The sequence below is a fragment of the Tenuifilum thalassicum genome (assembly GCF_013265555.1).
In the GTDB taxonomy this organism is placed as follows: Bacteria; Bacteroidota; Bacteroidia; order Bacteroidales; family Tenuifilaceae; genus Tenuifilum; species Tenuifilum thalassicum.
The window spans coordinates 2,934,694-2,951,972 of record NZ_CP041345.1 but is presented as its reverse complement, the minus strand read 5'-3'; the positions used below and the strand labels follow the sequence as shown (position 1 = coordinate 2,951,972).

Here is a 17,279-nt window from a genome sequence, read left to right as displayed (position 1 = left end):
AAGCCTCCCCTCTCAGGGGAGGTTTGGAGGGGTCTTCGGAAGAACGATTCGGAAATATTCGGAACGAATCGGAAGTTTAAATGACAATTCTTGAATCCGTCAACGCCAGACAAGTCTTGAATCTGAAATCTTGAATCTTGAACCTTTACCCGACCTATATTATATACTTTTTTTGATAAAAGGATTGGAACAACAAAAGTGTCCACCAAAAAAATGCTGTGAATTATATAACATTTTTTAAAAAAAATATTTGCATTTAAAAAAAACGCCGTAACTTGCTTATGTGATAAATATCAATCAAAAATTGATAAGTGATAGATAATCAGATAAATAGCAAAGAACAAGAGGGTTTAAACGAGTAAATTGGGATTTGGGTTACATGAAAAAAGGGATATTAGTTTTATTTAACATATGTGGTTTTGAATTCGAAGTTAAGACGAACACCTTAGTCTTAGCTTTTCTTTTTGTTGTAATTGTAAGTTAAATTTAAGGTTTATATACTATGCGTAGGATTATTAGTTTGTTAGGAGTTTTAACACTTTTATTATTTGTAAAAGCTGGCTATCCTGAAGGAACAAAACAGCTAATGCCAAACTCAACCGATAGGTTATGGCTTGAGTTTAATACATGGCAAACAGGAAGTAACGATTTTGCCGGTTATGACTGTGCTGCCGAAAAGCGTTTGAATATAAGGTTAAACTCTGGCGAAAAGGTATTCTTCGGTTTTAAAATGAATACTACTAACTATGGTGGGAATGTAAATACCAATCCTTCTAGGGTTCGATTCAGAATTAAAAAACCCGACGGCTCAATTGCCTTTTCCGAAACAACAATGCCAACCTCGGGTAGTGGTTATATAGCAAGTTATACCCAGGCTATAACCGGACCCAACGGCGCCAAACTTAATGGGGTAACTATTTCGGGTGGTTATACTCCGCTAAACTTTACTGCCGACCAGTCGGGTGATTATTATATTGAATTCCAACATCTCGATAATTCGCGTTGGGCGCTTGAGTTTTTTGATATAACCGTTACAGATGCCAGTAACAATATAATCACCAACCCAGGTGAACCAAATATTCCAGCGGGACGCATCTGGAGTAAAAGCTGGCAGATGACTACTACAAGTTTTACTCAGTATCCGGTAAATAACTTTTTCTATGTTATTACTGGTGATGAGTTTGTAAATAAGATTAACTTTAAATACTACCCTTATTCATTCAAATTCCAATCTAATGCATATGGAATAATACCCATAAGTACCGAATCGAATTATATAAAACGAGCGCAAAGTAAGGAGGATGATCAGACCTCAAGCGCTATGGAATATCCTGTTTTCTTGAATGATCCTGACAGGACAGAGTGGCCAACAACAAGGTTAGCCCCGCCTAAAGTACAGGTTTGGGCTGAGGATACACTCTTTTACGATTACGACTACGTTCGCACTCCTATGGAGCTTCCAGTGAACGACTATGACATCTACCTTGAAAAGAACCGCCCTGGCTGTCCTTATAGCTCTGTAGCTATTTTTAAAATTCAAACCAATATCGATGCTTTTGTTGCTATCCTAATTGATATTGATGGCGATGGCACCTACTCTACTACTGGTAGTGATAGGGTTATTTTCCGTGAACTTGGGAAGGGAGCAAACTATATTCTTTGGGATTTTAAAACCGATGCCGGAGCCGATGTACCCGTTGGTAACTACAAAGCTTCTGCCACATTCCTTGGACGCGGTCCTACTAACTTCCCTGTTTACGATGTGGAACAGTGCGATGGTGTGGTAACCTCATCGGTGCGCCCATTCAGAAAACTAAATGCAACCATATACTGGGACGATACCTATATTACCCGTTGGGGCGATGAGACCGGACAGGGTCTTATGGATGAAACCCAACAAAAGCAGCTTGTACATGGTGCTGATATTCCTCGTATCTGGTCATGGAATAGCGCATTACAAAACACTAATTTCAATGGAAACAGAAATACAATTAATACCTGGTTCAATGCCATTGATCTGGGTTATTCAAATATCACCATCCATGTAACCCAAAGCGCAACTAAATGTATCGACGGGCTAGCTCCATGGGTGGGCGATGTATATAAGGAGGCTCCTTTAAATACTGAAATTACATTCACCCAAGAGGATTTCACCGATAAGTTTTTTGACCCTACCGAAGTTGCATTTAATAGAATTCGCATTACCTCTTTACCTGCAAATGGTACACTTTATAATGGTTCAACACCAATTTCAACAGTTCCTACAACTATTACAGCTGCCAATTTGGCGAATTTGAAGTTTGTACCAAACACCAACTGGTGGGGGCGTACATCGTTCGATTACGAGGCTCGTAATGCCGATAGCCGTTGGTCGAATAACCAGGAGAAGGTGTATCTTACCATTAACACACCGCCTACAATTACCCCACCTTCCGATCAAAACGTATGTACCAATGCAACACCTTCGCAGCTGAACTTTACAGTTAGCGATGGATCACAAACATCTGCTGACGATATTACTATTACAGCTTACTCACACGACCCCAACTTCGTACTAAATGGTAATATAGAGGTTGGTGGTTCAGGTTCAAGCCGGTGGGTAAAAGTAACCCCAGTAGCCAATAAATCGGGTAATGCAATCATCTACCTCTTGGCCGACGATGGCTATTCTCAAACCATTGAAGAGTTTACTGTTTATGTTGGTCCCGATTTGGAGTTTTCTGGCGATACTACTCTTTGTGAAGGTCAGGATTTATATCTTGTTGCCCAAGAACAAGGTGCTACTTATGAGTGGAAATACGAGGGTACAACAATTTCTACTTCTCAAACACTTAGTAGAACATGGGGTAACTTTAACCCAGGACAATGGTCTTTAACCGTATCGAAAGACGGATGTACATCAACCCGTTACTTTACGGTTGAGATTGCACCCAATACCTCGTTTACTGGCGATGTTAATGTATGTGTGGGTGAGCCAATCGACCTTAGTGCCGAAGAAAATAACGCATCGTATGTATGGCGAAAAGGCTCAACTATTATTTCAACTACCAAACAGTACTATAAAGCTAGTGCAACCCTTTCCGATGCTGGTTCTAACTATACATTAGAGGTGACTAAAGCAGGCTGTAACGGAACTTCTGCTCCGTTTACAATTAGCGTGGTTAATCCTCCTACAACTGGTTTAACGGTTACAGGCAGTACTGTTGATCCTGGGCATGATGGTACTATTACCGTAAACTCTACTCAAAACGGTGTAACATATAATGTTTACAAGAATGATGTATATGTTACTTCGGGAGTGGGTAACGGTGGTAATGTTAGTATTACAGTTCCTGCAGCAAATCTTGAGGTAGGAAGTAACCTTTTTGTTGTTAAGGCCGATAATGGCAATTGTGAAATACCATTAAGTTCAACTGCTACAATTACCGTTCGTACTCCAGGTTTCACAATCTCAGCTATTTCAGGGAATACTACAGAGGCAGGCGGTACAGCAACCTTTACGGTTGTTCTTAAAACTCAGCCAACTGCCAATGTTACCCTACCTATTAGTAGCTCCGATGGAACCGAAGGTAGTGTTAACCCTGCTTCGCTAACATTTACTTCATCGAACTGGAATGCGCCACAAACCGTAACAGTAACTGGTGTGGATGATTATATTGTTGATGGTAATATAACCTACACCATTAATATAGGTCCGGCGTCAAGTTCCGATACATATTACAATGGTATTGATCCTAATGACATAACCCTACAGAATATCGATAACGATGTTGCGGGTGTTTACATTAATCCAACCTCACTAACAACATCAGAGAGTGGTACAACTGCATCATTCTCTGTAAGGCTCACCGCTCAACCTTCGGCCAGCGTTACTATTACGTTAACTTCAAACGACCTGACCGAAGGTACAATTAATAAATCAAGCCTTACTTTTACAACCTCAAACTGGAATACCAATCAGGTGGTAACTGTTACAGGTGTTGATGATCAGGTAGATGATGGGGATATCACTTATGCCATAATCACTTCTAATACCAGCAGTACCGACCCAGTATTTAATAATATTGTTGTTTCGGACGTAACCGTTACAAATACCGATAATGATGTTGCGGGAGTAGTGGTTAACCCAACCAGCGGACTTACCACAACCGAAGCAGGTGGTCAGGCTACATTTACCATGAGGCTAAATAGTGAGCCAACAAGCAATGTAACAATCAACCTGTCATCTAGCAATAGCGCTGAAGGAACGGTTAGCCCTTCGTCGGTAGTATTCACCCCAGCTAACTGGAATAGCAATCAAATCATCACAGTTACTGGTGTTGACGATGATGTTGCTGATGGAAATATTACCTATACTATTATTACTTCACCAGCTATTAGCTCTGATCCTAGCTACTCAAATGTCAATCCTGCCGACGTAAGCGTGGTTAATACCGATAATGATAATGCAGGAATTACGGTTACTCCTACTTCTGGTTTAGTAACTTCCGAAGCAGGCGGAACGGCTACATTTACTGTAAGGTTGAATAGTAAACCTTTAAGCAATGTTACTATTAACCTAACCTCTACAAAACCTGCTGAGGGTATTGCTTCGCCTGCAACACTGACATTTACTCCATCGAATTGGAACAGTACACAAACGGTAACTATAACTGGTCAAGACGATTTTGTTGATGATGGTGACCAAACCTATAATATTAATGGTACAGCATCGAGTGGAGATTCGAAATATAATGGTAGAACCTTCTCTGTTTCGGCAACTAACACCGATAACGATGAAAAAGGATTTAATATCAATCCAACCACTGGTTTGGTAACCACTGAGTCTGGTGGACAAGCAACATTCACCATCGCCCTTACTAGTCAGCCATCGGCAAATGTTACAATTGATTTAAGTTCAAGCAATACTGCCGAAGGTACTGTAAGCCCCGCTTCAGTAACATTTACGTCAGGCAATTGGAATATTCCTCAGACTGTAACAATAACAGGTGTTGACGATGATGTTGCCGACGGAGCACAAAGTTATACTATAATAACAGCAGCTGCTTCAAGCTCCGATGCTTCATACCATGGGTTGAACCCAACCGATGTTTCCGTAACTAACATGGATAACGATGTGGCTGGCATATCTGTTTCACCAACTTCTCTTACAACAAACGAGAGTGGAGGAACGCAAGCATTTACCATTGTGCTCAATACCCAGCCAACGTCCAACGTTACCATAAATATTTCATCCGATGACCTAACGGAGGGTACCGTGTCGCCATCAAGTGTAACATTCACCTCCTCGAACTGGAGCACCCCACAAACAGTTACGGTAACCCCTGTAAATGATGATGAGGACGATGGGGATGTAACTTATCATATTGTTACTTCAAATACAAGCAGTTCCGATCCAAACTATAATAATAAGGATGTTGACGATGTAACCGTTTTAAATATTAACGACGATGTTGCTGGAATTACGGTTAACCCAACTTCGGGCCTTCAAACAACCGAAAACGGAGGGACGGCTTCCTTTACCATTCGATTAAATTCAAAACCTACAGCCAATGTAACCATTGGGCTAACTTCATCCAATACCTCTGAAGGTACTGTTTCGCCAGCGTCTGTAACATTTACACCAGGGAACTGGAGTATAGCGCAAACTGTTACAATAACTGGCGTAGACGATAATATCGATGACGATAATATATCTTATACCATCGTAACAGCTAATGCTTCAAGTTCCGATAGTAAGTATGACGGAATTAATCCAGCCGATGTAACTGTTACAAATATCGACAATGATGTGGCAGGATTTACCGTTACCCCAACCTCGGGCTTGCAAACAACCGAGGCTGGCGGTACTGCCCAGTTTACCGTTAGGTTAAATACTCAACCATCGGCAGATGTTACAATTACCTTAACCTCAAGCAACCCTGCTGAGGGTTCTGTTAACCCAACCACACTAACATTCACCTCATCTAACTGGAATACAAATCAAACCGTTACTGTAACAGGTGTTGATGATGATGTGGACGATGATGATGTATCGTACCTAATTATAACAAACTCTGCTACAAGTGCAGATAGTAAGTATAGTGGAAATAACCCAGCCGATGTTTCTGTTACAAATATCGATGATGATACCTTTGGCTTTACTGTAACTCCAACAACATTAACTACAAGTGAGAATGGTACTACAGCACAATTTACCGTCAAGCTAAATACACGACCAACTGCAAATGTTACCATTCCAATATCATCGAGCAATACTGCCGAAGGAACCGTTAGCGTTTCCAGCGTAACATTCACACCTGCCAACTGGAACGTTGAACAAACGATTACGGTAACAGGAGTTGATGACAATGTGGACGATGATAATGTTACCTATACCATTATAACAGGTAATGCTGTAAGTACGGATTCAAAATATAGTGGACAGAACCCACCAAATGTAACTGTTGTTAACCAAGATAATGATACTGCAGGAATTACGGTTAGTCCAACATCTGGATTGCAAACCACCGAGGCTGGAGGTACAGCAACATTTACCATTGTACTCGATACTCGACCAACTGCAAATGTTACTATTGGTCTAAGCTCGAGCAATACAGCAGAGGGAACCGTTTCGCCTACATCTATTACAATAACTCCAGCAAACTGGAACAACCCGGTAACCATTACAGTTACTGGTGTTGATGATAATATTGACGATGGCGATGTGTCATTTAATATCATTACTGCTAAAGCATCAAGTTCCGATGCCAAATACAATGTAATTAACCCTGCTGATGTTACCGTCTCGAATCTTGACGACGATGAGGCTGGTGTTACTATCAATCCGTTTAATGGTCTTTCTACAACCGAAGATGGCGGAACTGCATCATTTACCGTTAAACTGAATTCCCAACCTACAGCCAATGTTAGTATATCGTTCAACTCAAGTAATACCAGTGAGGGTACAGTATCGCCCGCAACATTAACCTTTACCTCATCAAATTGGAATGTTGCGCAGACTGTAACAATTACAGGTGTTGACGATGATATTGATGATGATGATGTGGCCTATACTATTAACACTCAACCCTGCGTTAGCTCTGATACTAAGTATGATAATTTAAACCCACTTGACGTATCGGTTACTAACCGCGATAATGACGTGGCCGGTTATATCGTTAATCCAACTTCATTATCGTACACCGAAAGTGATGGCCCTGTAACTGTTACATTTAAACTCGCAACCAAACCTACGGCAAATATTACTTTTAATATTGTCTCGAATAATACCAGCAAGGGAACCGTTTCTCCCTCATCCCTAACGTTTACTACCTCTAACTGGAATGTAGAACAGAATTTAACTATAACCCCTATTAACAATTTTATTGATGATGGAGATGTTGATTTTACAGTAGAAACTTCGGGTGTTTCAACGCTCGATACAAAGTATTCTGCTATTAATCCTCCCGATATTCTCGTTACTTGTATTGATGATGACGATGCAGCAATAATAGTTTCATCAATTTCAGGTAACACACGTGAAGATGGTACCACTGCAACATTTACCATTAAGCTAAACTCACAACCAACTGCTAATGTATCAATTGGAATCGGCTCTTCAAATACAGCTGAGGGTACGGTAAGTCCTACAACCGTGACATTCACTACTGTAAACTGGAACAGTGAACAAACAATTACGGTAACAGGAGTTGATGATGCTATTGCCGATGGCAATCAAACATACACTATCACTCTTGACCCTGCAATTTCTTCCGATGCAAACTATAACGGATTAGATCCTAACGATATAACCCTTCAAAATATCGATGACGATAAGGCAGGCGTAAATATATTCCCTGTAAGTGGTTTAGTTACCACTGAAGCAGGAGGAACTGCTACTTTTGAAATGAGCCTTAACACTGCACCAACTGCAAATGTTGATGTTACATTTACTTCTAGCAATACAAATGAAGGGACAGTTTCTCCGTCATCACATACATTCACCGCTGGCAATTGGAATACGCCAGTTACTGTTACACTAACTGGTGTGGATGATGATCTAGATGATGGTGACCAGGCATACCAGGTTGATATTACAACTTCAAGTACTGATCCAAATTACAACAACCTATCCATTTCACCTGTAACTGCTACTAATACCGATGATGTTACACCACGTCCTGTTGATGATAATACAGCTACGGATGAGGAAACATCAATTGATATCGCTGTTTTGGCAAATGATAAAGGACTTGATAAGGGTGTTAAGTCTGTGACAATAACCACCGAACCCGATGCCGATAAGGGAGCTGTTATTGTTAACCCTGATAATTCAATCCGATTTACACCAGTTAAAACATATAACGGACCTGTTTCATTTAGCTATAGGGTTACTCTTAATAATGACAATTGGGCCGAAGCTAATGTAACTGTAACAGTAAGTGCAATTGACGATACTCCTATTGCCGTTGACGATAACCGAGGAACAACGGTAAATCTTCCAAGAGTTGTTGATGTGCTTATAAATGATACCGGTCTTGAAGATGGCGGAATTTCCGTAACTATTGAAAATAATTCGATACCGGCACAAGGAAACGCCGCTGTAAATGCCGATAACACAATTACATTTACCCCAGCTACCGATTATATAGGATTAGCAACATTTACCTATAGAGTTACTGATGGTGATGGCGACTATGATGTGGCTACCGTAACTATTAATGTTCGTGATAATAACCACATCCCTGTAGCTAACGACGATGCTGCAACAACCACTAAGAATGTTGCAAAAGCAATTAACGTCCTAGCAAACGACAGCGACCTTGACGACGGGTTTGGTAGTATAACTATCTATACTCATCCTGCTCATGGTAATGTTGTTGTTAATGCTAACAGAACCATCACCTATACCCCAGATGCCAATTACGTTGGTTCCGACGAGTTTGTTTACATGCTTCAAGATGTTGACGGTGACTACGATTTAGCTACCGTTACTGTAACCGTTAGCGATACTCAAAACAGCTTACCTGTTGCTAATCCCGATTCAAGGGCAACATCTAAAAACGTTGCAGTTAAGGTTGATGTGTTAACTAACGACACAGGTTTAGACGATGGAGTTGCATCGCTTACAGTTATTAATGATCCAGCTAATGGTACATGGGAGGTTAACGCAACAAACGATTCTATTACCTATACACCTAATACCGATTATGTTGGAACCGATGCATTCCAGTATCAGGTTTGCGATAACGATGGCGATTGCTCTGTTTCAACAGTAACCATAACGGTTAAGGATGGTGTTAATATTACCCCTATTGCAGTAAACGATACCGTAACTACTACAATCAATAATCCAGTAGTTGTGAATGTCCTACGAAACGACAGTGGTCTTGACGATGGCTTTGGTAGCCTTACTATCTACCAAAATCCTGAATTCGGTTCTGTTCAGGTAAATGCTAATCGTACTGTTACCTACACACCTACCTACATGTTTGTTGGAACCGAGGAGTTCTACTACATGATTACTGATGTAGATGGCGATTTGTCTATAGCTAAAGTGGTAGTTAATATCATTGATACCCCCGATTACCAACCCGTAGCAAACGACGACCGCCGCGGCTGTAGCTTTAATCAAAGTGTAAATGTTGATGTTCTATTCAACGATACTGGTCTTGAGGATGTACCTGTAACTGTAACCCTAGCCGAGTTACCACCTTCTGGAACTGCCGTTGTTGAAACCAACAACACCATTACATTTACACCTGCGACAGATTATGTTGGTGAAATCACTTTCCGTTACACAGTTACCGATGCCGATGGCGATAGCGATAATGCTTTTGTAACTATAACCGTTAAAGATCAAGATCATCCTAATGTGGTTCCAGTTGCCGTCGACGATAATGCAACTACAAAGCTAAATACACCAGTATTTATCAACGTACTTGCCAATGATAATGGATTAGACGATGGCTTTGGTTCGCTATACATATACAAACAACCCGACTTTGGTACAGTTACCGTAAATGCTAATCGAACAGTTACCTATACACCAAGCTACATGTTTGTTGGAGTAGAAACATTCCAGTATGTGGTTGAGGATGCCGATGGTGACTACGCTCTAGCTACTGTAACCGTAACTGTTCTCGATAAGCAAAATGCTATCCCTGTTGCTAACGACGACTATCGTGGTTGCAGCTTTAACCAAAGTGTTGTTGTTGATGTTCTATTCAACGATACTGGGCTTGATGACACCCCATTAACAGTTACTCTTAACCAGCCGCCTGCATCAGGTACTGCAACTGTTAATGCCGATAATACAGTGACATTCACTCCACAAACCGACTTTGTTGGCCAGGTAACCTTTACATACATAGTTACCGATGTTAATGGCGATAACGATGAGGCAGTGGTAACTGTTGCTGTAAAAGCTGGTGAAAACCATGTACCCGTTGCTCAAAACGATAACGCTAGTACTATAATGAATACTCCTGTCGATGTCAATGTGCTAGCTAACGATACTGGTTTTGAAGATGGTTTTGGAAATCTTACCATTCATACTCAACCTTTATTCGGAACTGTTGCAGTTAATGCTAATAGAACCATAACCTATTACCCAAGCTACATGTTCATTGGCGACGACACCTTTGAATACCTGGTTGAAGATGCCGATGGCGATTACTCTGTTGCAACTGTAACAATTACCGTTGCGGAAAAAACCGATGTAATACCAGTTGCAAACGACGACCGTGCAGGATGTAGCTTCAATCAAAGTAGAACAATTGATGTTCTATTCAACGATACAGGTTTAGATGACGAGCCTCTTCTTGTTACCATTAGTCAGGCACCTGCTCAAGGTATAGCAGTTGTTAACCCCGATAATACAATTACCTTCACCCCTGCAACCGATTTTGTAGGTGAGATGAATTTCCGATACACTGTTACTGATGCCGATGGCGATAGCGATGACGCTTTGGTAACAATCAATGTGAAGTCTGGTACAAACTATGTTCCTACTGCTGTTGATGATGCTGCCTCAACTAAGGTTAACACACCTGTTATTGTTAATGTACTCGCTAACGATAGTGGGTTAGACGATGGCTTCGGAAAACTTTATATCTACAAACAGCCACAGTTTGGCTCAGTTGTAGTTAACACCTCTTCAAGAACAGTTACCTACACACCTAGCAACATGTTTGTAGGTACTGAAACATTCATGTATGTTATTGAAGATGTAGATGGGGATTGGGATGTGGCAACTGTTACCGTGACTGTTAACGATAAAGTTAATGTTGTTCCAATCGCCAACGACGACCGACGTGGTTGTAGTTTCAACCAAAGTGTAAATGTTGATGTCCTCTTTAACGATCAAAACCTCGACGATGAACCAATTGTTGTTACCATAGCAGAGAACCCTGCTCAAGGAACTGTTCAGGTTGAGAGCAACAATACTATCACCTTTACTCCTGCGACTGATTTTGTAGGGGAAATGACTTTCCGTTATACTGTAACCGATAAGGATGGAGATAGCGATGAGGCTCAGGTTACAATTAGAGTTAAAGATGGAGAGAACTTTGTTCCATTGGCTAACGATGATGCTGCTACTACGACGATGAATACAGAGGTGGACATCAACGTCCTTGCTAACGACTCAGGCCTGGATGATGGTTTCCAAGATTTAAGAATTCAAACCCAGCCTCAGTTTGGTACAGTTGTTATTAACCAGAATAGGACAATTCGATATATACCTTCGTACATGTTCCTTGGTACCGATACCTTCCAATATATTATTGAGGATGTAGATGGCGATTACTCGGTTGCAACTGTTACCGTTACTGTTGTTGAGGGTGTTAATCATACTCCAGTAGCAAATGACGATTATCGAGGAGTAGCTTTCGAAACACCTCGCGTAGTTGATGTACTTTTCAACGATAAAGGAATTGAGGATGAGCCACTTACTATTACTGTAGTTGAAACACCAGCAAATGGTGATGCTCATGTTAACGATGATCATACTGTAACATACACCCCAACTGTTGAGTTCCTTGGCTCCGATCAGTTCAAGTATAGAGTTACCGATGCCGATGGTGAGTGGAGTGAAGCTACGGTTTACTTGAATGTTAAGCCTTTCAACATGATCCCCGAGGCTCATGACGACTACGTTACTACTTATGTTAATACCCCAATTGATATTTCTGTACTTGACAATGACACCTTGTTGAATGAGGGAATAAAGAGTCTATATATTTTAACGGATCCTCTGTTCGGAAGTGTTATTGTTAATGCCGATAATACTGTAACTTATAATCCTAGCTACTTCTTCTTAGGTAACGACGAGTTTACCTATGTGGTTGAAGATGTGGATGGCGATTACTCAATTGCAAAGGTATATGTTAGTGTAGTAGAAAAACCTAACAGTATTCCAGTAGCAAATGACGATAGACGTGCTACATCAATCAATACCCCTGTTGATGTTGATGTACTAATCAACGATTCAGGCTTAGACGATGGTTGGATTGTTGTACACATCGAAAGCGAACCAAATGCTTCACATGGTTCGGTTAGTGTAAATGCCGATAATACCGTAACATTCACACCAGCAACCGATTATTTAGGCCTGGCTGAGTTTACCTACTTCTTAACCGATGTAGATAATGATACAAGTAATGTGGCAACTGTAACCATTAATGTGAAAGAGCAAAACTTTGTTCCAGTTGCTGTAAACGATACTGCTATTACCGAGATGAATAAACCTGTACTGGTTGATGTGTTAGCAAATGATCAGCAGCTAGATGATGGTGTTGATTTCATTGAGGTCTTTAGCAGTCCTAGGCATGGATTTGCTTATGTATACGATAGCAGGAACATTAGATATATTCCTTCGAGCTGGTTCATTGGCTCCGATTCATTAAAATATCGTGTAGTAGATGAGGATGGTGACTACAGCATAGCAACAATCTATGTAACCGTTACTGAACGCGAAAACCATAAACCAATTGCTAACCCCGATAACCGAGGCACTGTTCTAGAAACACCCGTGTCTGTTGATGTGCTATTCAATGATACTGGCTTAGAAGATGGTGGAATTAAGCTGCTAATAACTCAGCGACCATTGAAAGGAACAGCCGTTCTCAACTCGGATAATACCATAGAGTACACCCCAGATGCAGGCTACTTAGGCGAAGACTACCTGCGCTATCAGGTATGCGATATTGATAACGATTGCTCTTCGGCAGCAGTTAACATTAGAGTTAAGCAAAGTAATAATATTCCTTTAGCTTACAACGATACTGTTACTGCTTACAGAAATAGAGCCGTAGAGTTTGATCCTACATTCAACGATATCAATAAGAATGATGGGGGTATAGTAGCTGTTGTATATCAACAACCGCTAAATGGTACTGCCGAAATGGTTACGGGAAGCAATACCAAGGTAAGGTACACACCAAATCAAGACTTCTACGGAGTCGATTCGCTCTGGTACTACATCCAGGATATCGATGGCGATTATTCGGTAGCAAAAGTTGTTATTAATGTTCTTAACCGCGAAAATTATACTCCTGATGCTATTGACGATGAGGTAGAGTCCTATGTGAATGCAACCATCATTGTTGATGTCCTTGCAAATGACTTGAACCTTAACGACGGAGTTAAATCTGTAACACTTGAAACCTCACCGGTAAATGGTAATGCAATTATTACAGGTGATTACCGAGTACAGTATACCCCTCTAACAGGTTTCAAAGGACAGGAAAGCTTTACCTACAAAGTTTGTGACATCGACGATGAATGCGACATTGCTACCGTAACAATTAATGTAGTTACAGATCCAAATAAGAAGGTTGAAGTGCCTGATGCATTCTCTCCTAATGGCGATGATATCAATGATACATTCGAAGTTCAAAATATTGAGTTCTACCAGCAAGTTACCTTACATGTTTATAATCGTTGGGGGAACCTTGTTTACAAGAGCAACCACTATAAGAACGATTGGGATGGAACTTCAAATGTTTCTATGGCTATTGGCTCTAAACTGCCTGATGGCACTTACTATTATCTACTTCAAATAAAGGATACTGGTAAGATTTACAAGGGAAGTGTATTTATTAAGCGTTCGTACTAAAATATTTTATGGTTATGAAAAAAGTTTCAATAATAGTTGCAATAGGAGTTGCTGTCCTCTGGACAGCATCTCTTAAAGCGCAACAGGAACCAATTTTTACCCACTATTTGCATAATCCTGTTTCGATAAATCCAGCAATTGCTGGAACTGTTCGAAATTTAAATATGAGCTTGCTATCGCGTTTGCAATGGGTGGGATTAGAGGGTGCTCCTACCACATTAAGCTATTCCGCTCATATGCCCTGGCCCGACAAGAAAATTGGTGTTGGCTTAAATCTTATGAGCGATAATACCTGGCCTTTGTCAAACACTCATTTTTCGGGTTCTTATGCCTATCGCCTTAGAGTAACCGATGATATCACGCTATCGCTTGGTATTAAAGGGGGCTTTACTTATTACCACGCCTCTGTTACAAATCTTAACGTTGTAAACCCCGATGACCCAGCTTTTACTCAAAACGAAAAAAGATTCTACCCTAACATTGGAATAGGTGCTTATATTTATTCTTACCAGTTCTATGCTGGTCTTTCGCTCCCTAGAATGCTTCAAACAAGCTTCGACAGAAAGTTTGACAAAACACTTAAAAGTCCTCTCTACATTATTGGCGGGTATAACTACGAACTCAACTCCGATTGGGTGTTAATGCCATCAATGTTAGCGGGTGCAATGATTGGGGTTCCTATGACAGTTGACTTAACTGCTCAAGCAATGTACAAAAGGCGTTTTTATTTTGGTATGCATTACAGGTTTGGCGATGCAATGGGTATATTTTTTGACATGAAACTAGATAATGATATTTCCTTTGGGTATGCATTCGATTTCTCTCTTAACAAGTTGTCGAGAATCAATACTGGTACCCATGAGCTAATGCTATCATATTCTTTTGCGCCTAAGTGGAAGTTTTAAAAGGTTTCTAAATTACCCTTAAATAGCATATTTTTTTTGGGAAGTTAAATTTATGTCTATAAATTTGCCATGAGTTCAATGATAAAAGTAAACCGTTAAACTAAATTTTAAAGAGATGGCATACAAGATTTCTGACGATTGCACCGCTTGCGGAACATGTATTGATGAGTGCCCAGTAGAAGCAATTTCTGAAGGCGATATCTACAAAATTGACCCTGAAATCTGCACCGATTGTGGTTCTTGTGCAGATGTTTGCCCTGTTGAGGCTATTCATCCAGAATAGTAGGTGCAATAAAAAAACACAAGAAAATCCGTGAGAAATCACGGATTTTTTGTTTGGTAGAAATTAGATATAAAATCAACTTTTTTGTTAATCTAAACTTAATTTAGTGTGACCCAACGCGACCATAAGGGTTATTTGATAATGCAAGCATATTGAAAAGACGAACCTTTAAAATGAACTATTTTGATTTAAAAGATATTCTTATAGTTCTGCTAGCGTGATATTCAAAATACTATCTTGTTTTACACTTCTAAAAAACCCTTTTTCAGCCAGATGTTTTGCTAAGTATTCCTGTTCTGTTTGGCCGGGAGTGGGAACCAGCAGCCCTGATTTTCCTATAGTGAGCAAATCCATTATGGTACTGTAACCCGAACGGGCAACTATGTACCTTGCGTTTTTAATAGCGCTGTAAAATTCAATATCCGGAAGGTGTCCCGATTTCCAAACATATTCCGATTCTTGGATTATTTCGTTGCCTTGGTTTGGAATGCCTTTAAGGATTAGTGTTTTGAGCTTAAACTTCTGTCCAAGCTGGGTTAGCTTTTCCTCAAAAATGGTTCGGTGGGCTTCTGGGCCCGAAACAATACCAACCAGCTCCCAGTATCTATCAGATGTGTTAGGAGTAATTAGTTCAAATCGGGATAGCAAGCCAATATACTTTATGTTGGGTAAACCGTTACTTCTGGAAAGTTCTCCGGCAATGGAATTTTCTTGGGGGTAATCGGGAATCCAAACCTCGTTGAATCTTTTCAGCCATCTCTTTAATAAAATTTCGATTAGCTTGCTGGTAAAACCAAATGGTTTGGGAGGAATTATCCTGAGTTGATGGGTAATAATAACACAAAAAGCTCTTTTTGAATACAGTCCATAGCGATTGTCCGAAATCACCATGTCCACCTTGTATTTCTTTATTATCTGCTGAAGTTTTCGATGTTCCCTAATCCGAACAAATGGTATCCTAAGAGCAAACCAAAATAGGGGCAATAGTTGGTTATTATTTTTACAAAATCGAACGTTTATCGATTTAAACGGAATGGTTGTAATGTTTGGGAATGTTGATTTTACTAGGGCGATGCTGCTTTTATCAGCGGCAACAATAACGTTATTCCCTTGCTCTATTTCTTTGGAAATGAGCGGTATAATTCTGCTGGCGTGGCCAAGTCCCCAGCCAAGCGGGCTAAACAGGATTGTTTTCTTTTTTGTTTCGCTCATTTAGTACGATACCTGAACAGGGATTCCAAGCGATTTTACCAAATTGGCTATTTCGTCGAGACGGGGTTTGCTTACCTTTTGTAAACCGGTGAGCGGTGTATCGCGGGCAATGGTATAAACCATAACCTCCTTGGGATTTATCTGCTTGACTACCTCTAGCCAGGCTTTTATTTCGGTATCTGTTGTGTTGTCAATTTCTTGTCCCTTGTATTTTCCTTTGATGAAAAGAGTTTGTAGAATTAAATTTCCTCTAAATCGTTTTAGGTTGCTAATGAGTTCTTGTAGGTTGAATCTGTAAAGGGGTTGGTTTAAAACTTCAATTGTTGACTCAATTGCAGAATCTAGTTTTAGAATGTTCTGGTCGACTTTAAGAAGCGATTCGAAAATCTCCCTTCTATGGATTAGCGAAGAGTTTGATAAAACTGCAATTTTAGCTTCAGGGCAATAGGTGTTTCTTAGCTCTATGGTTTTGTCGACAATTTCAGGAAAGTTAGGGTGTAATGTTGGTTCTCCATTCCCAGCAAATGTAATAACATCGGGCAACTCACCTATAGCTCGCATCTCTCTTAACTTTTCCTCTAGTTTGCTTGAGAACAACTCAAATGATGGGTATTGGTCGGTATCCATGGAGTCGGTCCAACCGCATTCACAGTAAATGCAATCAAATGAGCAAATCTTCTTATTTGTAGGAAGGAGATTTATTCCTAACGAAACTCCTAATCGCCTGCTCTTTACAGGTCCAAATATTATTTTATCAAATAGAAAAGTGGCCATTATA

The 17,279-nt window shown here is 40.3% G+C and carries 5 protein-coding genes; 3 read left to right on the top strand and 2 right to left on the bottom strand.

Annotated elements, in window-relative coordinates; genetic code table 11:
* Nucleotides 1-502: 502 nt before the first annotated feature.
* The 3 genes from FHG85_RS12195 (at nt 503) to FHG85_RS12185 (ending at nt 15,289) form a co-directional block, all read left to right on the top strand.
* A complete protein-coding gene (locus FHG85_RS12195; protein ID WP_173076295.1) occupies nt 503-14,101 on the top strand; it encodes an Ig-like domain-containing protein in 13,599 nt (4,532 codons plus the stop codon).
* A 14-nt stretch (nt 14,102-14,115) separates the two neighbouring features.
* Entirely contained in the window at nt 14,116-15,006 is an 891-nt protein-coding gene (locus FHG85_RS12190; RefSeq protein WP_173076293.1) for a PorP/SprF family type IX secretion system membrane protein, read from the top strand.
* Between the two features lie 115 nt (nt 15,007-15,121).
* Nucleotides 15,122-15,289 carry a DUF362 domain-containing protein gene (locus tag FHG85_RS12185; RefSeq protein WP_173076291.1) on the top strand — a complete coding sequence of 56 codons (168 nt, stop codon included), beginning with the start codon at nt 15,122-15,124 and terminating at the stop codon, nt 15,287-15,289.
* A 201-nt stretch (nt 15,290-15,490) separates the two neighbouring features.
* Here FHG85_RS12185 and FHG85_RS12180 read toward each other — a convergent pair whose 3' ends face one another.
* Nucleotides 15,491-16,501: a glycosyltransferase gene (locus FHG85_RS12180; RefSeq protein WP_173076289.1), complete on the bottom strand. Its 1,011-nt coding sequence runs from the start codon at nt 16,499-16,501 to the stop codon at nt 15,491-15,493.
* Entirely contained in the window at nt 16,502-17,275 is a 774-nt protein-coding gene (locus tag FHG85_RS12175; protein ID WP_173076287.1) for a radical SAM protein, read from the bottom strand.
* Between the last annotated feature and the right edge of the window lie 4 nt (nt 17,276-17,279).

Coding starts and splice junctions, on each gene's coding strand:
- FHG85_RS12195 (WP_173076295.1), top strand. CDS start 503: ATGCGTAGGATTATTAGTTTGTTAGGAGTTTTAACACTTTTATTATTT.
- FHG85_RS12190 (WP_173076293.1), top strand. CDS start 14,116: ATGAAAAAAGTTTCAATAATAGTTGCAATAGGAGTTGCTGTCCTCTGG.
- FHG85_RS12185 (WP_173076291.1), top strand. CDS start 15,122: ATGGCATACAAGATTTCTGACGATTGCACCGCTTGCGGAACATGTATT.
- FHG85_RS12180 (WP_173076289.1), bottom strand. CDS start 16,501: ATGAGCGAAACAAAAAAGAAAACAATCCTGTTTAGCCCGCTTGGCTGG.
- FHG85_RS12175 (WP_173076287.1), bottom strand. CDS start 17,275: ATGGCCACTTTTCTATTTGATAAAATAATATTTGGACCTGTAAAGAGC.